The 20,839-nt window shown below is 67.7% G+C and carries 14 protein-coding genes; 8 read left to right on the forward strand and 6 right to left on the reverse strand.

Annotated elements, in window-relative coordinates; genetic code table 11:
- The first annotated feature begins 33 nt into the window (after window positions 1–33).
- Window positions 34–291 (forward strand): hypothetical protein, encoded by a 258-nt coding sequence (locus tag ACQCO7_RS12355; protein WP_464071870.1) that lies wholly within the window; start codon window positions 34–36, stop codon window positions 289–291.
- Between the two features lie 124 nt (window positions 292–415).
- Window positions 416–727, forward strand: a complete 312-nt coding sequence (locus ACQCO7_RS12360) for a hypothetical protein (RefSeq protein ID WP_329524259.1) — start codon at window positions 416–418, stop codon at window positions 725–727.
- Window positions 728–835: 108 nt separating this feature from the next.
- Here the strand turns inward: ACQCO7_RS12360 and ACQCO7_RS12365 are convergent, their stop codons facing one another.
- Window positions 836–6,052, reverse strand: a complete 5,217-nt coding sequence (locus tag ACQCO7_RS12365; protein WP_464071871.1) for a sacsin N-terminal ATP-binding-like domain-containing protein — start codon at window positions 6,050–6,052, stop codon at window positions 836–838.
- Between the two features lie 552 nt (window positions 6,053–6,604).
- Between ACQCO7_RS12365 and ACQCO7_RS12370 the strand changes: the two genes are divergently transcribed.
- Window positions 6,605–9,778 carry a DEAD/DEAH box helicase gene (locus ACQCO7_RS12370; protein WP_464071872.1) on the forward strand — a complete coding sequence of 1,058 codons (3,174 nt, stop codon included), beginning with the start codon at window positions 6,605–6,607 and terminating at the stop codon, window positions 9,776–9,778.
- 23 nt (window positions 9,779–9,801) lie between these two features.
- A complete protein-coding gene (locus ACQCO7_RS12375; RefSeq protein ID WP_464071873.1) occupies window positions 9,802–10,023 on the forward strand; it encodes a hypothetical protein in 222 nt (73 codons plus the stop codon).
- Window positions 10,024–10,047: 24 nt separating this feature from the next.
- Here ACQCO7_RS12375 and istB read toward each other — a convergent pair whose 3' ends face one another.
- From istB to ACQCO7_RS12390, 3 genes are all read right to left on the reverse strand, one after another.
- The gene (gene istB, locus ACQCO7_RS12380; RefSeq protein ID WP_464071874.1) at window positions 10,048–10,866 is read right to left on the reverse strand and encodes an IS21-like element helper ATPase IstB; all 819 of its coding nucleotides are present in this window, start codon (window positions 10,864–10,866) and stop codon (window positions 10,048–10,050) included.
- Window positions 10,866–12,146: an IS21 family transposase gene (istA, locus tag ACQCO7_RS12385; RefSeq protein ID WP_464071875.1), complete on the reverse strand. Its 1,281-nt coding sequence runs from the start codon at window positions 12,144–12,146 to the stop codon at window positions 10,866–10,868. The genes istB and istA overlap by 1 nt, the downstream gene beginning before the upstream one ends.
- An 87-nt stretch (window positions 12,147–12,233) precedes the next feature.
- Window positions 12,234–12,422 carry a helix-turn-helix domain-containing protein gene (locus ACQCO7_RS12390; RefSeq protein ID WP_464071876.1) on the reverse strand — a complete coding sequence of 63 codons (189 nt, stop codon included), beginning with the start codon at window positions 12,420–12,422 and terminating at the stop codon, window positions 12,234–12,236.
- 224 nt (window positions 12,423–12,646) lie between these two features.
- Here ACQCO7_RS12390 and ACQCO7_RS12395 point away from each other — a divergent pair, with 224 nt between their 5' ends.
- Window positions 12,647–13,996 carry a tyrosine-type recombinase/integrase gene (locus ACQCO7_RS12395; protein WP_329524255.1) on the forward strand — a complete coding sequence of 450 codons (1,350 nt, stop codon included), beginning with the start codon at window positions 12,647–12,649 and terminating at the stop codon, window positions 13,994–13,996.
- Between the two features lie 35 nt (window positions 13,997–14,031).
- Here the strand turns inward: ACQCO7_RS12395 and ACQCO7_RS12400 are convergent, their stop codons facing one another.
- Complete coding sequence (locus ACQCO7_RS12400) at window positions 14,032–16,329, reverse strand: CHAT domain-containing protein (protein WP_464071877.1); 2,298 nt, start codon at window positions 16,327–16,329, stop codon at window positions 14,032–14,034.
- 227 nt (window positions 16,330–16,556) lie between these two features.
- Here ACQCO7_RS12400 and ACQCO7_RS12405 point away from each other — a divergent pair, with 227 nt between their 5' ends.
- Entirely contained in the window at window positions 16,557–17,744 is a 1,188-nt protein-coding gene (locus ACQCO7_RS12405) for an ISAs1 family transposase (RefSeq protein ID WP_464071878.1), read from the forward strand.
- A 17-nt stretch (window positions 17,745–17,761) separates the two neighbouring features.
- Here ACQCO7_RS12405 and ACQCO7_RS12410 read toward each other — a convergent pair whose 3' ends face one another.
- Window positions 17,762–18,256: a hypothetical protein gene (locus ACQCO7_RS12410; protein WP_464071879.1), complete on the reverse strand. Its 495-nt coding sequence runs from the start codon at window positions 18,254–18,256 to the stop codon at window positions 17,762–17,764.
- Window positions 18,257–18,417: 161 nt separating this feature from the next.
- Between ACQCO7_RS12410 and ACQCO7_RS12415 the strand changes: the two genes are divergently transcribed.
- Window positions 18,418–19,179, forward strand: a complete 762-nt coding sequence (locus ACQCO7_RS12415; RefSeq protein WP_385504874.1) for a DUF6338 family protein — start codon at window positions 18,418–18,420, stop codon at window positions 19,177–19,179.
- Window positions 19,180–19,384: 205 nt separating this feature from the next.
- Complete coding sequence (locus ACQCO7_RS12420) at window positions 19,385–20,815, forward strand: serine/threonine-protein kinase (protein WP_464071880.1); 1,431 nt, start codon at window positions 19,385–19,387, stop codon at window positions 20,813–20,815.
- Window positions 20,816–20,839 lie beyond the last annotated feature (24 nt).

Raw genomic sequence — 20,839 nt, forward strand, 5'->3', positions numbered from 1 at the left:
AGCGATGGTCCGGGATCTCACCAGGAGCAGTACGTGCGACCGGAGGAAGCACCGAGCGAGGGAACGCCGTGGGCTCACGGCCCCGGCCGCCCGAAGGACATCCCCGCGACGGCCGTGATCCTCAACCAGCGCATCATCACGCGCGAGAGCCTCGACTCGTCCGTCCCCGCGGCGCTGAGGCTGAAGAAGCGGCTCAAACGCTTCGCGCTGGACAACGAACTCGACCACCTGCCCATCGGCGACATCGTCTCCGTCGCGCTGGACGAGTGGCTCACCACCCGCGGATTTTGACGCAGCGTGCATCGCCTGGGGTGGCCGCCCTCGTAGGGAGTGCGCGGCCACCCGCACGCCCGACTATTCGACTAATCCAATAGGCGGCTAGCTATCCGTCTATCCGGACCAACCGGAGCAGCTCGTGCCCGACCTCGCCTATCAAGCCCGACGACTGCGTGAGCTGGCCGACGCCTTGGAAGCGCAGTCCCAGCCCGCCGACGACCTCTTCACGCCCCACCCGAACACGCTAGAGATCATCAGCAATCGCCGCACCCATCGCGGACAGCTCAACTACGCCGTTCCCGATGTACTTCAGCTCCAAAAACGCATCCGCCGCTACAACGCCGACCACGACGTGCCCCACGGCGACATCGTCGCCCTCGCCCTCGACACCTGGCTCCGTGCCAAGGGCTACCCACCCGACCTGACGTCGCCCAACGCCGAGGCCCGGTGATCCCTTGGGTGACCCAACTGCCGCGTCACGGGGCTCATTGCCCGTTGTCGTCAGGGATCAGACAACACGGGCGCAACTCAACCTCGTTCGCCTACGGGATGGTCCCGGTCACCCCGGCGGCAGTTCGAACCGCAGACGCATGGCCGTGCCGACGAGGCGGTAGCCGGCGAGACCGGGGGCGCTGAACGGGTTGGGGAGAGGGGTGATGCGTCGGTGGGTGCCGTCGAGGACGTGGGAGACGTAGACGATGGTGTACGTCTCATCCGGGCGAAGGCGACTTGCTCGTTCTACTTCGGACTCGCCGAGTTCGAACTCGCCCCTGTCCCCGGTCGAGGCCTTCACCTCGTACAGGAGGGTGCGATCCCCGTCGTAGATGAGGAAGTCGTAGCCGAGGCTGTCGTCGCCCGAGCCGTCGGCGAAGACGTATTGGCGTAGCCCGGACTTCCAGGATTCCTCGCGGGGGACGCCGTACTGCCGCTCCAACCAAGCGGCCACTGCCACCTCTCCTGCGAGTCCGACGGCCCTGTCCTTCTGCGGGTCCCGGGGGACGGCCCGGTATCCCCCGCCGCGACCGGCGACCGCGGAGGTGGTTCGTTGTCTCGGGAGTGCAGGTGCCGACGGTGTGCCGGGATGCGGGGAGGCGGCGAGTTGGTCGGGGGTGAGGTCGGCGGCGATCTGCCGTGCGAGATCACGCAGGTTGTCCGGGCCGATCGGGAGCGCGCGGCCGTTGAGGAGGAGCGATGGACCCGGGGTGGGTCGGAGAGGGGTGCTGCCGCTGGGTTGGACCGGTCTGAGGGGTGGGGGGTCGTTGAGGCCCAGGTCGGCCGCCCGGTCCGTGGCGGGCATGCCCTCGGGCCAGTGACCATGGGTCTGGAGCCAAGCGATCAGCGTACGGACGCCGATCGGCTCGAAGTCAAGCCGGCCCTCGGCGTCCATCGCCGACGCGACCTCAGTGGCCGACGGCAGCGAGGGACCTTCGTGGCCCTGACGGTTGAGCCATGCCTCCATCCTTGCGCGCAGGCGGGGAAGGAGCGTGTGGACGGTGTCGACGCACCCCTCGTGGACCTCGGCCACCGGACGCGGCGAGTGCTGCCGGGCTGGCGTCGGAGGCAGGTGGGTGGCGGCCCATGCCTCGGCCTGGGCGTCGAGCAGGTCGGTGGTGAGATCCCAGTGGGCGAGTCCCCACTGGGGGTCCGGCTCCAGTCCGGGGAACGAGCGGAGCCGTACGTACTCTGTGAGGGGGCTGCCCGCCTTGTGGGTCGTCACGTACGCGTCACGAACTCTGTCGGCCAGTCGGGCCCGGTTCTGCTGCAACCAGGCCTGGAACTGCCGTTGGTGGGTCTCCGAGTTGTCAACCGTCGGCAGGCCCAGTGCCTGCCAGGCCCTGTTGGCCTCGACCAGGGGCACACCCAGGGCGGACAGCTTCCGCTGCCAGTCATTCTCGTCCACGAGCGCTAGAAGGTGGTCGGCGCGGTCGAGATCGAGTCGCGCCACGAGCCAGTCGTGGAGTTCTTCGCGGTCGTGCAGGTCCTCCTGTCCGCGCCGCAGTTCGTCGGCGAGGTCGGGGGCGACGCAGGCGAGCAGGGGGACGAGACGGGCGCTGCCGGAGCGGATAGAGGCACGGTCGGCGAGGACGGCCTCCAGCCGCTGCGGTGAGATGCCGACCACGGCGGCGATGTCCGAGTCGATGACGTCCGTGACGGAACGGTCACGGCGCTCCAGTTCGATGAGTGCCAGCCGTACCGACGTGGCCAGATACGGGGCGCCGATCAGGGTACTCAGGGCGGTGGAGGCGGTCTGGAGCACGTGCCAGTCGGAGGACGGCTGCGCGCACACGACAACGAGGCAGGGTTCCTCCGGATCGTCGTGCAGGAGGGAGCGGTCGGCGCCGGGGCCTTCGAGGGTGTGTCCGGCTATGTGTGTGACGGTGGTGCGGGCGGACACGGCACCGCAGGTCTCCAGCCGTCGTCGTACATGGGGTGCGGTGGGTGCGTCGGGGCGGGAAGACCGGTCGTCGTCGAATTCCACCAGCGCGGCCAGGAGGGTGTGCAGCCACGGTCCGGCTATGGTGAGCAGCGGAGTGCGAGGTGCGTCGGCGATCGGCAGCAGATCCACGCGGATGTCGATCTCCGCCTCGCTCGTCCCGCGGACCGGGTGGCGTCCCTGTGCCACCAGGTGGGCGTGAATACGTCGGCCCAGAGCCCGGTCGTCGACGGGGAGGACAGGCACAGGCACCTGGTCGAGCAGTCTGCGGTTCTGAGTTCCCGCCACATCGGGCACGTAGACCGGTTCGGCTTCACATTCGGCCGGGAGGACGTCCAGCATCCCGGCCCTGCTCACGAGGAGTTCGGGCAGGTGTTCGGCGTGCCAGCCTGGGCCGGTCTGGTGCGGGGGCAGCCAATCGGCCCAGGCCTGTTCGTAGGCCCTGCCCAGAAGGTGTCCGAGGCGACCCTGCCTAAGCCGGGGCATGCGGCGCAGCAGGGTGGGCAGGTGGCGCAGCCGGTCACCGGCGGTCTCCGGGCCGTCCCAGCGGCGTACTCCGAGGAGGCGCAGGCGCCTGAGGACGCGGTCCGACTGTCGTCTGCGCAGCGCAGCGGAGGCAACGGTGAGGAAGGCGGGCGGTGCCTCCGCCGCGGCCCACCACCACGCCAGGCCGGCCGTGGTGAAATCGGGGGCGTCCTCGTCGTCGCCCGTCTGGGGAATCCATGGCACTCGGCTCAGGAAGGCTGCCAGCGGGGTGGGCCACGGTGTGCCCTGCCGGTCCGAGCCGCCCGCGAAGCGCAGCTCAAGGGCGTCGGCGGGCCAGGTGTCCAGACCGTGGACGATCAGCTCGGCGTAGAGTCGGCGGCTCTCCTCGTCGAATGCGGTGTACTCCCGCTGGCCGGGGAGCATGGCCACTCTCTTGCGGGTCGGGCGGTACTCGACAGTCAGGTAGAGGTCGTCGCGGCGCTTGGGCCAGCGCTCGGCGGTCGACCGCCATTGGGCCCGCTCGTCCTGGCTCAGGCTCAGTGCCCACAGTCCGGGAAAGACGGAGGGGTGGTTGAGATACTGACCCTTCACCGCCTGTGACGTTGCCACGTAGGTCGGTAGCAGGCCGTGGCGGACACCCTGCTGTTCGAGGAAGCGCCGCAGGGTCTGTGCGTCGGTCCGGGTGCCGGCGCAGACGCCCTCAGCAGGACGGACAACCCGGTCGGTGGCGGCGGCCAGAGCACGGGAAACTCCCTCGGTACGGTCGAGAAAGCGGGTCAGCGTCCGGTCGATCCCGCTGTGTCCCCCTGTCCAGCCGTCGCCGAACATGGCCTCCGCCGCGGGCACCCAGCCCTTGCGGCCCGGCACCAGCAACCCTTTGATCACAGGCCCCTTGCCGTGCCCATCCAGGGAGGACGCCCACAGAGCGCAGGCGAACAGAAGGTGCTCGCGCAGGGCCTCGTCGTCCTCACGGTCCTTGCGCATGGCTTCGCCCAGCACGTCCAGGAGGGCTTGCGGACTGTAGTCGCGTACCAGCCCCTGTTCCTCCAGCCAGGTGCGGCCGCGGGAGCGCCGGCTCGTCCTCCGTCCCGTCCAGGCGATCTCCGCGTGGACGAAGGAGATGCTGTTCGCGAGTCCAGGCGGAAGATCGGGCAGCACTGCGGACGGACCGTCCGAGCGGCGGAAGAACAGCCCGGGATCGCCAGCCGGAGCCAGCTTCCCATCGGTCGTGAGGACGATCTTCCTGCCCTTCAGCTCCTCGCCGGTGCGGGCGAAGCAGACCGAGAGGTCGTAGTAATAGTCCGCCCACTTCCCCGCATCGAACTCCCTCTGGGCGAGGGCCGATGCGACGCTCTCCGCCCAGCGGGCGAGCACGGAGGCAGGCGGGAGGAGCCCCAGTCCACGCGCCGTACCCAGCGCAACCAGCCGCTCGGCGTGCAGGGGGTGGAGCTGAGGGTCGATCACCTGCCAAACCCCGGCGGCGGCCACGGCCTGCGGTGTGAACACGCGGGCCTGGTCGGGGCCGTGCCACAGGTAGCCATGGCGGTACGAGGTGCGGGCCCCCGTGGGGTGCAATACCGGCATGAACGGGAGGTCGTCGAACTCACGGTCCTGTGCCTTGAAGGCCAGCTCCAGGCGCCGAGCCTGGTCGTGCTCCCAGCACATCAGGTCGACCAGAGCACCTGCGGGCAGGGCGACGTGTCCCTCGTCGACCAGCACGGCCGCCTGTGCGCAGGCCTCGGCCACGGTGTCGAGCAGCAGGTCGTTCCACTGCGTGGACTCCGCCATGGTGCGTCGGCTCACGTCCGTGTGGAAAGGAGCGTTGAGGAACCCGCGCACCGGGCAGGTCGGCTGTGCCCCCATGGGCAGGAAGGTATAGAGCCTGCCGCGCTCCAGCGGCTCGCCCGCGGGCACTGCCACGCTGACCACAGCCGAGTCACCCAGCGCCTGCCAGCCGTCCGTCAGCGGTCCTGATTCGCGGCCTACGGCAATGGCCTCGTGCGCGCGTTCACGGTGCACGGCGGCCGTCACCATGATCAGGCGCATGCGGCGGCGCAGGGTGATCTGCTGAATCTTCAGGCCGGGAGCGGTGAAGAGAGGGTCTACCTTGCGTGTGTAGACGCTGGGGCGCCCAAGGCCACCCACCCGGTGTGTCACGGTCACTTTGCCAAGACGGTCCAGGAAGAGTTCGAACGGCGCCCCGTCATCTGTCAGTTCACGCAGCTGGCGTGACGCTTCCTGCCTCGCGTCGGCGTTCCGGAGCGGGAGTCGGACCACGGTCACCAGTCCCCGTCTGCGGAAGGGCACCACCGCGGCCGGGACATCGTCCACCGGCACCGGGACCTTCAACGACGAGAGATTTGCGCGCAGTTGGCCAGCGGCCTCCGGGCGGCCGGGCGCGGCCTGGTCCGCCAGCCATTCGAAGTCGTCATCCCGGGCGAAGCGGAAACAGAACCCGTCGAAGGCCTTGGAGGTGGATCCCACGACGCTGTACAACTCGGGGGCGGAGCTGAGTTGCAGGACGCTCTTGAATCCGACGCCCTTGTGGCCGATGCCCTCGTCGGGGCGCTTACTCGACAGGCCAATGCTGCACAGCGCCTCGAAGTTCTTGTACCCGAGGGGCCTGCCGCCGTTCGCCACGTACAGAACGCCGTGCTCGCCCTCGTCCTCATCGAGCACGATCTCGACGCGACCCCCGCCGTCCCGGGCGGGGTGCGCGTCATGTGCGTTCTGGAGCAGTTCGACGAGCACGCGCCCCTTGTACTCGGGCGAGAGCATCCGCTCGGTGATCTCCTTGATTTCGAGAGCGGCGCGACGTCCGCGCTTCAGGTCGGCGAGACATCCCTCGGCCTCCATGACCGCCGTCGCTACAACCCGCTTACGCCTCGCCGAGCCGCCGGAGCCCGTGGACCGCCTCGCTCGCCTCTGTCCGTCGGTCACCGTTCCCCCTGGATCCCCCTGAAAGTACTGATGCCGACGATAGGGGTGACGACTGACATTCGGATGCACAACCCGAGGCACCGTGGTCGGCGAGGGCTCATCACCCCGTCGACCGGTACGGACCGCCCTCGAAGACATTCTCCTCCGCCCGATCGGCAAAGGCATCGTTCCATCCTCAAACACGTCCCGCCGAGCACTCGAATCGCCTCCCACTACGCCTACTACGCGTAGAGGTAAGAGCGCCTTCTATCGCCTTGCGGTCTTGGCTACGTCTCCGCAGTGCCCCGGTGAGGGCCCAGTCTCACTAAGGGCTGGAGGCAGGTCACCCGGCATATGGGGTGCGGTGGCCGACTCATGGGTGTATATCGGTTGAATCCCTGCTGGCGCGTTGTAAGGGGCGCGGTGGTTGGGTGAGGGCACTGGGGCGACTGGGCTGCCAGTCCGGACTGGTGAGGAACAGGAGCACGTGTGCACGTCGTGACCACCAAAGTGTGGGCCCAGCAGATCGTCTTCGGTCGCAATGTGGTGCGCCAACTACTGGTGCCCTCGGGCACTTTGGATGTGGTGGAGGCAGCCACCGGGCTGGAGGTAGCCAGCGTCCAGGGCAGGTGGCCTGCGATACAAGCCGGAGGCGGGGAGCCTGTGCAGCTGACGGCTGTCATACCCACCGTCAGAACGGGCGGGCGGGTGGGGTGGATTGGCGACACGGTACTTCGCTCGCCGCAGACGGTACTGGCCTCGTTTGTTGACGGCATCGGGTTCCGCGACCACGCCGAACCGCACGCCCTGCGACGTCCCCAGATCGGTGCCCTGCACTCGGTGATCGGCTACTGGGCCTCCGGGGTGACGGCTCCGGGAATCGTGGTGATGCCCACCGGAACGGGCAAAACGGAGACGATGCTCGCACTGCTTGTGGCCGCCCGTCCTGTGCGTCTGCTGGTGCTGGTGCCGACTGCGGCGCTGCGTGATCAAATTGCGGCGAAGTTCGAGTCACTCGGCATCCTGCACACGCACCAGATTGTCACTCCGAGCGTGATGCGCCCCGTGGTGGGAAAACTCCAGCACGGCTTCCACGACGCCTCCAACGCTGCAGCGTTCGCCTCTGCCTGCAACGTGGTGGTCGCAACCCCGCATGCACTTCAGGCCTGCGAGCCGGGGGCTCGCAACGCCCTGCTGGCCGCGTTCAGTCACCTGGTGGTCGATGAGGCCCACCACGCACCGGCGCCCAGCTGGTCACGCATTGTCGACGCCTTCGCCGATCGGCGTGTCCTGCTGTTCACCGCCACCCCGTTCAGAGAGGACGGGCGGCCCGTGCCCGGGCGGACGATCTTTCGGTTCCCGCTACGGGAGGCCCAACGGGACGGGTACTTCACCCCCATCAACTACCGGGCCGTGCTAAGTCTGGAGGACACTGACCGAGAGCTCTCGAAGCTGGCGGTAGGACAGCTGCGCGAGGACCGGGCTGCGGGGCTGGATCACATCGTGATGGTGAGGGCGAGGAGCATCGCGCGGGCCAAGGAACTCGGCGAGCTCTATCAGGCACTCGCGCCGGACCTGAATCCGACGGTTCTGCACGAGAGGGTGGCGGCCAGAGCGCGGCGTGCGGCGTTGGCCGCTCTGGCAGATCGGTCGTGCCGGATCGTGGTCTGCGTCGACATGCTCGGTGAGGGCTTCGACTTGCCGGCCCTGAAGATCGCCGCACTGCACGACGTGAAGAAGAGCCTGAGCCCGATGATCCAGTTTATTGGGCGGTTCACCCGGTCCACTTCCGCGGGCTCGACGATCGGAACGGCCTCGGTGTTCGTAGCCCGTGATCCGTCGGTGGCGCTGTCGCCGCTGCGTGAACTGCTGCGCGAGGATGCTGACTGGGACACGATCCTGCATGACATCACCGAACGGGCCACGGCGAGCATGGAGGAGATCAGCGGCTTCGAGGCGTCCTTCACCGATGCCCCGGAAGAGGTGTCGGTCGCGGTGCTGGAACCCAAGATGAGCGCCATCGCTCACAGAGCTCCTGGCCATGCTTGGACTCCCGAACGGGCGTTGGAGGTCTACGGCGACGATCGGGTCCTGGACAGCACCATCGCGGTCAACACGGCTTCCACCGTTGCCTGGTTCGTGGTGGAGAACCGCAGCGAAGTGCGCTGGGGAGCCCCTCAGGCCCTGGAGCAGGTCACCTACGAGCTGATCGTCATGTACTTCAGCCGTGACCGAGGCCTGCTCTACATCCATGGCTCGAACAACACCGGCGACTACCGGGAACTCGCCCAAGCCGTCCTGGGCATGGACTCCCGACCGGTCACCGGTATGCCGACCTTCAGGGTGCTGGGTCACATGGAGCGCCTGATCCCCACCAACGTGGGCCTGCTGGATTCACGGGACCACTTCAACCGGTTCTCCATGCATGTGGGTAGCGACGTCTACGAGGCGCTGACCACCGCCGACCGGCAGGGCAAGAGCCAGACCCACATTGCCGCCTCCGGATTCCGCAACGGGGAGAAGACCACCATCAGCGCCGCCTTGTCGGGACGGTTCTGGTCGATGCAGACCGCCCCCAACCTCAAAGCCTGGACCGACTGGTGTGACGAGCAGGGGGCCAAGCTCACCGACTCCAGCATCGACCTGGCCACCGTCATGGACGGGTTCATCTTCCCCGAGGACCTCACCGAACGCCCCGAGGGTGTACTCATCGCGGCCGAATGGCCCTGGCCGCTGTTCACCGGCAACGGACCCGGCCCGCAGATCTCCCACGCCGGCACCGCCTACTCCGCCATCGACGTCGCTCTGGAAGTGGCAGACCACTCCCCTACCGGCCCCTTCCGGATCCGTCTGACCACTCCTGCCTGGCAGATCGCCTACGGTGCCGACTTCACCGACACCGGTCTGACCTACGCCCCCGGCGAGTTGGACGGGCGTGTCCGCTCCGGAATCCACGAGTATTCGCTTGAGGAATGGATCAATCGGAACAAGCCCACTCTGTTCCTGGCGGGCGACAAGATGATCACCGCCGAGGACCGGCTGCTCGCCCCTCGCAAAGATCTCGATCCCTTCGACCGCAGACGATTGACCGTCCTGAGCTGGGCCGGGGTGGACATCCAGAAGGAGTCTCAGACTGCCACGCGCGAACCTGACTCCATCCAGGCCTACATATCCGCCCACCTGCAGCAGTCGCAGGAGTTCGACGTCCTTATCGACGACGACCGCGCTCGCGAGGCAGCCGACCTGGTCGGAATGAAGATCGACGGTGACGAACTCGTCGTCGCCCTGGTCCACTGCAAGTACTCCTCAGAACCAACCCCTGGCGGCCGGGTGGCCGACCTGTATGAACTGTGCGGCCAGGCCGTCCGTGGCGCGAAGTGGCGGCAGAACCACCTGGGCCCGCTCCTGAACCATCTGGACCGACGCGCCAGAAGCTTCCGGGCCCGCACCGGCGTCTCGCCCTTCGAGGTCGGCAGTATCGAGGAGCTCTACCGGATCCGTGAACTCGCCCCGCAGTTGCGTCCTCGCGTCCACACCGTGCTCGCCCAGCCCGGGCTGTCCGCATCTGCGTGCACCGAGGAACACCTGCGGCTACTGGCCGGCGCCGAGACGTACGTCCACGCCCTCACCCGGGGCACGTTCACCGTGTACTGCAGCACCTGAACGCATTCGACGAGCCGACACCCGTGCCGCATCCGCACCAGCGTGACCGGGACCGGCCCGTACGCCTGCACATCAACAACGTCGGCGGCGACACCGCCTACCGCATAGAGCCCGGCGGCCACACGATCCTCGGATTGTCACCTCGTACCATCAGTGGCAGATTTACCGGATTCTTCCTGGGCGATGTGATTGACGAGTGTCGGCGGCGGTTGAATCCTGACCCGGTGTGGGCGGTCGAGTTCTGACCCACCGGGTCTGGTTGCCGGTGTTCAGTCGGTGTCGTGTGGGGCGGTGGGGACGCGTCCGAGTTGGCGTCCGCGCATGCGGTAGGAGTCGCCTTTGAGGGAGTGGACCTCGGCGTGGTGGACGAGGCGGTCGATCATGGCGGCGGCCACGGTCTCGTCGCCGAAGACCTCGCCCCAGCGTCCGAAGGGTTTGTTGCTCGTGACGATCACACTCGCTCTCTCGTATCGGTTCGAGACCAGCTGGAAGAACAGGTTCGCGGCCTCGGACTCGAAGGGGATGTAGCCGACCTCGTCGACCACGATCAGCGGATAGCGGGACAGTTTGGTGAGCTCGGCCTGGAGGTGTCCGGCGTGGTGGGCGGCGGCCAGGCGGTCGACCCATTCGGCGGCGGTGGCGAACGCGACCCGGTGGCCGGCCTGGCAGGCGCGGACCGCGAGTCCGATCGCCAGGTGTGTCTTCCCGGTCCCCGGCGGTCCCAGAAAAACGGCGTTCTCCTTGCCGGTGATGAAGTCCAACGTGCCCAGATGCGCGAGCTGTTGGCGCGTTATGCCGCGCAGATGGGTGACGTCGAGTTCCTCGATCGTCTTGATCGCGGGGAAGCGGGCGGTGCGGATGCGGGCCTCGCCGCCGTGGGACTCGCGGGCGGAGACCTCCCGCTGGAGGCAGGCGACGAGGAACTCGGTGTGTGTCCAGGTCTCCTTCAAGGCACGTTCGGCCAGGCGTTCGGCGGCGTCCAGCAAGGCCGGGGCCTTCATCGCCCGGGCCAGGAAGGACAGGTCGGCGGCAGTCTGACGGCCGGTCCTGGGCCCCGCCGCGGCGGTGGTCTTGGTGGTGACGGGCATCAGGAGACCTCCGGATCATCGGCCTGACCGCCGCCCTCGATGAGGGTGAACATGCGGTCATAGGAGTCGAGTTGGCGTTGTTCGACCTCGACGAGATCACTTGCGGTGGCGGCGCTGTGCCGACGGGCGGCCTGGGCCTGGGAGGCTTGATGGTGGCGGTAGTCGCCGCGCAGAACGGCGGCGGCGCGTGCATGGACCGGGTCGGTGATGGTCTGTTGCTTGGCCCAGCAGCGTGGATGGCGGGCGACTTCCGCCCCGCCGGGGGCGAGGGTCACGACGACCTCGTCGGTGTCGGTGCGGACCTGGACTTTCTTGCCGATGGCGAGGGGGTGCACGGAGTAGTCGCAGGTGTCGACGCGGATGTAGTGGTCGCGGCCGATGCGGGTGGCGAATCGCCACCAGCGCGGCGGATCGACCGGCGGCAGGGCGAGCATCTGGGCCCGGTCGGCTTCCCACCGGTCGACGGGGCGGGCGCCCAGGGTGCGGTGCTGGCGCCGGTTGGCGATGGCCAGCCAGGCGGTCAGCTGGGTGTTGAAGTCGTCGGGTCCGGTGAAGGTGCGGCCCGGCAGGAAGCTGGTTTCCAGGTAGCCGTTGGCCCGCTCCACCAGCCCTTTCGCTTCCGGGTCGCGGGGTCTGCAGAGGTAGATCCGGGTGGCGAGCAGGCCAGCGAACGCGGCGAAGTCGCCAGTCACCTTGCCGCGGCCGATGCCGGCCTCGTTGTCCCAGACCAGCATCCGCGGGACCGCCCTCCAGCCGGTCAGCAGCTTCCAGTGCCCGTCGATCAGGTCGCCGGTGGTGCGGGTGGGCAGCATCCGTGCGGCGATGATCCGCGAGTAGCCGGACACCATCACGAGCACGGGCGGACGGCCGGACTGTCCGTATCCGAGCGGGATGTCGACGGGCGGGAACCACAGGTCGCACTGGGCCAGCTCGCCGGGCTGATAGGTGGTGCGTGAGACCGGATCGACGGGCAGATAGGCGGGCCGCAGCTCGCGTACGCGTTCTTTGAGGACAGCCATGCCACGGTCCCAGCCGATCCGTTCGGCGATCACGGTCGCGGGCATCGTCGGGGTCTGTTTCAACAGCTCCCGGATCTGCGGCTCGACCGTGTCGACCGCCGAGCCCTTGGCCGGCCGGGAGTAGACCGGCGGCCGGTTGGTGGCCAGCGCCCGTTTCACGGTGTTCTTCGAGATGCCCAGCTGCCGGGCGATCGCCCGGATCGGCATCTGCTCGGCCCGGTGCAGTCTGCGGATCTCTGCCCAGTCCTCCACGGAAATCACCCTCTTCTCCTGACCTTCGATCAAGATCAGGTTGGTCAGAAGACCACGAAGTGGGTCAGTTTTGATCCGCCGTCAGAGGGTCACGATTCAACCGTCGCCGACAACGAGTTGCCCCGGTTCTACATCGAGCCCTGCAGCGATGCCCAAGAGCGCCAGAACGCTGGGACTACGCTGTCCGTGCTCGATATAGATGAGGCCGCGGAAGCTCAGCCCGCTGCGTTCTGCGAGATCTTCCAGGCTGTATTCCCGCTCCTCTCTGAGGTGACGGATTTGCATACCCAGAGACAGGAGTCGTGGGTCCGGTGACGGTTCACGTGCTGGCACACAGCGACTCGACCGTCACACCTTTGCATGCACCATGAACAGCTGTGCATAACTACTGGTTGTAGCGGACAGCATCGCCCTGGCGGGCGGAGACAAGCCGACGCGCACGTCGCCAAGCCAGTGAGAAGGGGGCGGCGACAGGTCCAGCACGCAACTCCGTTTTTCAGGGCAGGCACATGAGCCAACCAATCGAGCCGTTCGATCGCTGGCACAAGAAATATCCAAAACCAGAGCGCGGTGACGTACCGTGCCGATGTGGCGCACCACGGCAGCCTCTGTACCCGTCTGCGGATCACGGCCGAGGGCATCGCTGGCAGGCCCGGTACACCGACTGCTCAGGAAAAGAGAAACGACCAGCCTTTGCCACCTGGCAGGAAGCCCGCGACTGCCTGGACAAGGTGCTCACGGAAGCCGAAAGGAAGACGTCGCGCGTCAGCAATCCAGGCAGCCTGCAAGTTGCATACTTCGCAACCGAGATCATGAACAGGAGGCGCAAGCGGAAGAAGAATGCCAACACCTGCGACACCTACGAAAGCCATCTCCGCAACCACATCCTGCCTTTCGCCGGCCACCGCACCGCAGACAGCCTGCGCCGCCCCGATTCCATGGCCTTCGTCGACTACCTCCTCGACAAGCAAGGCATCGACTCGGCCTGTACCGTCGTCCAGATCTTCAAGACCTGGCGCATCCTCGTGCATTACATGCTGGACGAGGACGTCCCGCTCCCTCCCAACATCGTGGCGCGGATCGAACTCCCGGACGTTATCCCCCGCATCAAGGTCGCACTGTCTCCTGGGCAGGTCGCCGCGGTCGCAGGGGCGATGCGGAAGGTCGCGCCGCGCTATGAGGTCTTGATCTGGCTCGGGGCCTGCGCCGGGCTGCGCCAGGGCGAGGCCTTTGGGCTGAAGCGAAGTCAGGTGGCCTGGCAACACGACCTGCTTCACATTGAAGAGCAACGGCAGCGAGGCAGGGCCGTCCGCCTCAAGACCAAGGCCAGTTACGCGACCTTGCCGGTGGATCGCTTCCTGATCGAGCGGCTGATGCATCACATGTCACGGTTCTCCGAGCCGGAGCCCGTCTCGCCAGGCGCCGAACGCCGCCGCCGGGCACGCGGCTACGTCGAGCCGCCGGACGAGGGCCTGATCGTCACGAACCGTTATGGCCGGCCCGTACTGATCAGCGACTTCCATCAGAAATGGCGAAAGGCAGTGAAGCAAGCCGGGCTTCCGGACAGGACCCGCTTCCACGACCTCAAGCACTTCTACACCAGCACGCTCGGCGGCTCCGGCAGGCACGATCCGAAGACCGTGCAGGCACTCTCCCGGCACGCCAAGTTCTCCGAGACCTGGGACACTTACGCCCACCCGCCCCTCGCCGTCGAGGAGGTCACGGTCACCGTATTCGGAACCGTGTTCTCACACATCGACACACCGGCAGGCGCACTACGGAATGGGGCAACACTTGCAGCTCGGGCCTCGGACACGTCTTTCCCAAAACCTTTCCGGCGTGGGCAACTCCGAGCTTGACAGCATGCCGAAAGGGAGCGGTATGGAGATGTGGCTCAGACAACTCCGGTGATCTTGAATGCAGCCCAGAACAGCGGGTTTTCGGCGACCTGTTGGTCAAGGTGGCTTCGCCAATCCGGAAGCATCGCGTCGATTGCTGATTCGGCGGCGCACACCGGACCTGCCTCCGAGGACACTCGCCACCGGTGTTCACGTAGGTAGCGGATGGTGTCGCCGTAAGCGGTGTGGGAGTCCGCGCCGACGCCGAGGTGTGCGTGAAGCACAGCGGAGAACACGACGCCTTGCAGGTCAGTGATGTCCCACAGAGTGGAGATCACCGCTCTTGCGCCGCGGGCAAGAAACGCGGACTCGATGCTGCGCAGAGTCTGCACAGTACGACCGGTGCCTTCGTGCGTGCCCGTTCTGCAAGCGTTCAGGATGACCAGGTCGACACTGGAGAAGGCCCCGTCTGCGAGGACCCCGCTGGAAGTGAGCATGGCCGTCCCCAGTGAACCGCCGTGCAGAGCGAGTCCTGCAGCCCAGCGATTCGGATGTGTGAGGCCGTGTGCCGCGACGTGGACGATCCGGGCCATGGGCATCATGTACAGAGCGCGGTCCGGGGTCGCCTCCTCCTGCATGAGAACTTCCACGCTGTCGTGGAGACCGGCGATCACGTCGGCTTCGCACAGTGGCCCGCTGATCAGCTCGATTCCGGGGAGGTGACCACCGCCGTGTGCCACCACCAACACCTCGATCACGGCCCCATGCCGCTGGGAACTCTCGATGGCGGACACGAGTCGAGCCGTAGGGGCGTAGACCACCTGCTCGAAAGCATCGGTCAAGCTTGAGGTGCGAGCGCTGTCAAGCGGAGCTGCGTGGAGAGGCAGTAGCTCCAGCGGAGCCGTGGGGCTGAGCACCAACCGACGGACTTCATGGGGCGAAACGGTCTCGACGACGGCTTGTGCCAGCCCACCGCACTCGGCGACCAACTGCTCCAGGTAGTCGTGCCACGCACGTCGAGGGTGATCCGGTGCTTGTCGTGTCCATTCATCAACCGCGCCGGCCAGGGGTCCGAAGGGGAATTCCTCGCACGTGACCAGATCGAAGTGCGAGTGGCCCGCACGGCTCCGGCACACCGCAAGCTGAAGTGTTCCGTACCGGTTGATGAGGTGGACGAACGCCGTTTGTTCATCCATCAAGGGCTTGCCGGAACGGCCGCTCGACCTCGCCTTGCCGTTCCCTCGCCCCGTGGCCGCCCGAAGGAGTTCCAGAGTGCGCTGCCTGCCCTCGACAGCGGCCTTCAACTCCGCGCCCACCTCCAATGAGCTTTCCCCGTCGAGCAGGTCGGCGGCATGCCGAGCACGTACCCAGGCGAGGTGGCGTGCGGCTGTCATGAAAGATTCGTACTCAGCGCCGTCGGACTCCAGGGCGAGCTCGTCATGAATGTCCTCGCCCTTCGCCGTTTCGCACGTCTGGAAGGCGACCTCTGCGGCCTGATCGTGGCCCTCAAGGGCGATCCTCTGCCTTATCGTCTGCGTCTCGTCCCCGACCAGCCGGCGGAGCGCCGCGATCGCGGCTTCCTTGGCCCGGGCGCGCACCTCTTCCGGCAGACCGAGCCGGATGCTGCCCACGGCCCTGAGCTCACCGTCGCCGACAAGCCGGACGATGCTGAGGCGGGCGTAACCAACGGTCGCAAGATGCAGCAGTTCCCAAGCGTGCTCCACCCAGGAGAGGGAGTAGGTGTACGGAGCCCGGAACGGAGGGTCGGGGTCGGCCGGAAGCGTGGGGAACTCGAACCACAGCCTCAGACCGTCACCGTAGTCCTCGACTCCGATGCCATACCGTGTTGGCGGCTCCATCAACTCCCGCACGGCCGCCATATGCGTGTCTGTCTCCAATGTGGCCAGCCAGACGGGGTGAGGGCCTGCCTGTCTGTGGAGGAAGCGGGTTCCGCACGTAATGATTTCCTCGGAAATCCAGTCGGGCACCGAGGAGTTCCGGGCGACGGCATCCGGTTGCCACAACAAAGCGTCATCTGGACTCAGTTCGGCTCGATGCATGCCCCGGCCTGCCCGAAGGCACTCCTCTCCGTACCGTTCATCCTCCGTCGTGGGCACGATCAGCTTGAGCTCATGTGCTGTGAGGAGAGATAACAGCTGACCCATCTGGGCATCCCACGCGTCGAGGTCTTTGCGTAAACCCGTCAAGAGTTCTGGTGAGAGGTCCCTGACGCGATGCAGGGTGTCTTCCAGATCGACACGGTGGTGCCAGCGCTTCAGGACCTCCGTGAGGTCCGGCCTGTCAGCCAGCCCCGGCCTTGTGCTCAGAAAACCATCAGGGAGGGTGATCTTCATCAAGCCTCTGGTGACGAGGGACTGCGCGCACGCCTTTGCCATTCCGGTGGCAGATTCGTGCAGGGGATCCGTGACGCAGGGGCCGTTGCGTGATCACGTTTCGTCCGGAGTGTCGTGCTGGCCCGCCCTTGGAGGGGACATCCCGGTTCGGGCGGGGGCGGACGCAGTGCAGGCACGGTCTCAGTGATCATGTGAGTGTCGAAGTCCCATGAACACCTGGCGAGTCCGTGCCTGCTCCTGCATCTTCTCCCATACCCACCGCGCTGGCCCAACTGGGCCGGACTGCCGCGCCCATCCCGCTGGCGGACGCGGTCGCACTGTCCGGTTTCCTGGATCTGGTGCCCGACCCGCGAGACGTCCGTGGCCGCCGGTACCGGCTGTCCGCCCTGGTCGCCGCGGCCGCGGCGAGTGTCCTGGCCGGTGCCCGCTCGCTCACCGCGATCACGGAATGGATCGGCGACGTCCCCGCGTGGGCCTGCCGGGTTCTCGGCTTCCCCACCGACCCGCTCTCCGGCACCGTGTCCGTCCCGCACCCCCACACCCTGCGCCGTCTGCTCGTCCAGCTCGACGGCGACGCCCTGGACCGGGCGATCGGCGCCTTCCTCACCGCCCGCGCCACCCCGGCCGGCCCCGGACTGCGGGCGATCGCTGTCGACGGCAAGGCCCTGCGCGGCTCGCGCACCCACGCCACCGGGCACGTCACCCTGCTCGCCGCGATGGACCACACCGGTCACGTCCTGGCCCAGCGCCAGGTCGCCGGCAAGAGCAACGAGATCCCCGCCTTCCGGCCCCTGCTGGACAGCGTCGACCTGACCGGCACGGTCATCACCGCCGACGCGCTGCACACCCAGCACGCCCACGGCACCTACCTCCGCGAGCGCGGTGCCCACTACATCGCCCAGGTCAAGGCCAACCATCCCGGCCTCTTCCACCGCGTCCGCCGCCTGCCCTGGCGCGAGATCACGCTCGACCACCACGACCGCACCCGGGCCCACCACCGCCTGGAGATCCGGCGGCTGAAGACCGCCGGCTTCACCCACCTCGACTACCCCGACGCACGCCAGGCCCTGCAAGTCGTGCGCTGGAGGAAGGACTTCACCACCGGCAAGCTCACCATCGAGCGCGTCCACCTGATCACCAGCCTGCCGCCCGGCGCGGCTACCGGCGCCCAGCTCGCCGACTGGATCAGAGGGCACTGGAAGATCGAAAATCTTCTGCACCACGTCCGCGACCGCACGTTCCGCGAGGACGACTCCAAAATCCATGCCGGCCATCTCCCGCGCATCATGGCCGGCCTGCGCAACCTCGCCATCGGCGTCCACCGCCAGGACGGCCACACCAACATCGCCGCCGCCCTACGCCACACCGCTCGCGACTGGCGAAGGCCCCTGACCGCCCTCGGCATCACCGGATGAATCCGGACAGACCTCGATCATGCAAGGGACCCTGGATCCGGGGGCAGGAAGGCGAAGGGATCTTCAGCGTTGTCCAGGAGGGTGTCGACAAGCCGGTCGTCCTCAAGGCACCAGACCGCCGTGAGTGCGTCGCGGACCTTCTCCGGCGAGTGTGTCGACAGCTGGCGTCCCGCCCACAACTCGATCAGCACTGCATGGAGTCCGCCCACGTCCCACCACCGTTCCCACGGCACGCCATCACTGCGAACCGTGTGCAGGACAGGCATGACGAGGTCACAGGCCACCACCGATCCGGGTACCTCTGGGAGGACGAGGCCAGCCGATCGGAGCCGATCACCGATGGTCTGCGGAGATCTGCATCCGATGTCATCCGCGGCAATGCGGGTCAGCACGGCGGCAAGAGCCAGTTGGTCATCCGCGACCCACGAGGGGAACATGCCGGAACGGGCTGTCTCGGGTCTGAGTTTGTGGCAGACCCTCGCTGCGAGGCCGTCGGCCCATGTGGTGCGCATGCGAAGCAGATGGTCCCGCATCAGTCGTCCCGGTCTCCCCGACAGTGAGCAATCGCCACGCCAGTATGTCTGGGGTACCCGCAAGTCATCGCGGGTTCAGGGGACATCAGGCCATCAGGTCGCGAGGATCCTGCACCCGCAGTTCGGAAGGGCATAAGACGATGCCGCACGCGCCCACCACGGTCACCCAGGTCGTGATCGTTCTTCTTCTGGTACTCCCCGGTGTGACCTACCAGTTCGTCCGCGAACGCGCCCGTGGTCCGGTCCCGGGCCACAGAGACCTCGGAGAGCGCATACTCCGAGCCGTGACCGCAGGTATCGCTCTCGACACCCTTTACGTCCTGCTGGCCGGCCCGTGGTTGGTGCACCTCGTCTACGACCGTCGCCGGGGTTGGCTGACCGGCGCGGCCGACAACCCTCGCATCGCCGCGCTGACAGCGACAACCCTGTTGATCGTGGTGCCGGCCGCTGCCGCCGGGCTCACCTCGTGGCTGGGCTCGCGAGGAAGCCGGTCCACCTACGACCCGATCCCCACAGCATGGGACAAGGTCTTCCAGCGTCGGAGCCATTGTCTGGTACGTGCTCGTCTGAAGAGCGGTCACTGGGTGGGTGGGTATTACGGGGAGAAATCCTATACCTCCGGCTACCCGGAAGCCGCAGACCTGTATCTGCAGACCACATGGGCCGTGTCCGGCGCCGGATCGTTCGAACGCCCGCTGCCGCATTCCGGCGGGATCTATATTCGGATGAATGATGTGGAGTTCCTCGACTTCGTCGAGGTACCTCCTGGGGCCGAAGAGGGAGACACGGCAGGTGACCGAGACACGACCGCAGTTGGACCCCAACGGGAAGAGGGGGTACCGGCCCGTCGGCAGCCGACCCGAGCCGACGCAGGCTCCGCCGACGCCGCCTCCGGTCGCTGAGCCGGACACCGGCGCCGGCGCCGGCACCGCCGACGAAGAGTGACGCGAGGCGTCCCCCCTGCGGAACGGTCACACCTGCATCCCGGCCCGGATCAGGGTTCGCCGGCGTCACCCGAGCTGAGCGGCATGCCCTTCCCCCAGGGCGTGGGCTAGCTTGGCAGGGGCTGCCCGCCCCGGTTCGACCGTGCTGAAAGTGAGGCCTCAGGTGCACATCGCCCCCCTCGGTCCCGACGATCCCGCCGAGCTGGGCGGATACGAGCTGCTCGGCCGGATCGGGCAGGGCGGCATGGGCCAGGTGTACCTGGGCGAGTCACCCGGCGGGGAACCGGCCGCCGTCAAGGTGATCAAGCCGTCCCTGGTCGACTCCGAGACGCGGACCAGGTTCGCGCAGGAAGTGGAGATCCTCAAGACGATCTGGGGTGCCAGGATCGCCGCCCTCCTGGACGCCGACCCGGAGGCGGAGCGGCCGTGGCTGGCGACCGAGTACGTCGAGGGTCTCGATCTGAGCCGTCACGTGGCCGCCCACGGTCCGCTGCCCGCGCTGCTGACGGCGGCGCTGGGTGCGACGCTGGCCGAGGCGCTGGCCACGGTGCACCGACAGGGTCTGCTCCACCGCGATCTGAAGCCGGCAAACGTGCTCCTCGGGCCGAATGGACCGAAGGTGATCGACTTCGGGCTCGCCGTGTTCGCGGAGTCCAGTGTGTCGCTGACCGCGCCGCACACGGTCGTCGGCACGCCCTCGTGCATGCCGCCCGAGCAGGCGAACGGTGAGAAGCCCCTGACCCCCGCGGTCGACGTGTACGCGCTGGGCGCGGTCCTGCTGTTCGCCGCCTCGGGCCATCCGCCCTACCGGGCCGACAACATCAACCTGCTGTTCCACCACGTCGTCGACCCCGCGTTCGCACCGGATCTGTCCGGAGCCCCGGACGAACTCGTGCCGCTGCTCACCGCCATGCTGGCCCACCGCCCGCAGGACCGGCCGGATCTCGCCGAGGTCGTAAGGCGCTGCCGCGCGCTGATCGAGGCACAGGGGCTGAAGGTCGCCCAGGCACGCCGCAGGCTCACGACGTACACGGCCACTCCGACCCACGTCCTGGACGACCTCCTCGCTGTCGGCCGTGCGTCCGGGCCAGGGGTGCGCACGGCGCCCGGGACGGCCGGGACTCCCACGGCCGAGCCGGACGAGCGGGAGCGGGAGGCGGCGGGCCCCCGGTCGACCCGCCGAGGGCAGGACGGCGTCCCGGCCGGCCCCGAGGTGCCATCGGGCCCCGTCCAGGCGGGCACCGGGCTGCCGCCGGTCCCCGCCCCCGCCGACTCCGACGCACCACCGCTGCCCGCTCCAGCGGCGCCGCCCGCCGATCCCCGTCTTCTGTTCCGCCGTGTCGACGCGCCTCCAGAGCCGTCCTCCGATGAGCACGCCGCCTCCACGTCGGCCCCCCGGGGGGCGTCCCGAGCCGGGACGGACACCACCGGTCCGAGCCAGGACCCGGCCGCCGCGGAATCCGCCGCTCCGCTGTCCCCGCGCCGCGCGTCCGAGCGCGTCCGAGCGGACCGCCCTTCCCTGCGGAGTTCGGCGCAGGCCCGGATCACCGCTCGGCGGCTGCGCGAGGCGTATGCGGCCAGTACACCCTTCTGACCCGTACGCCCCGCATACCCGCGA

The organism is Streptomyces saintjeani, assembly GCF_055409605.1.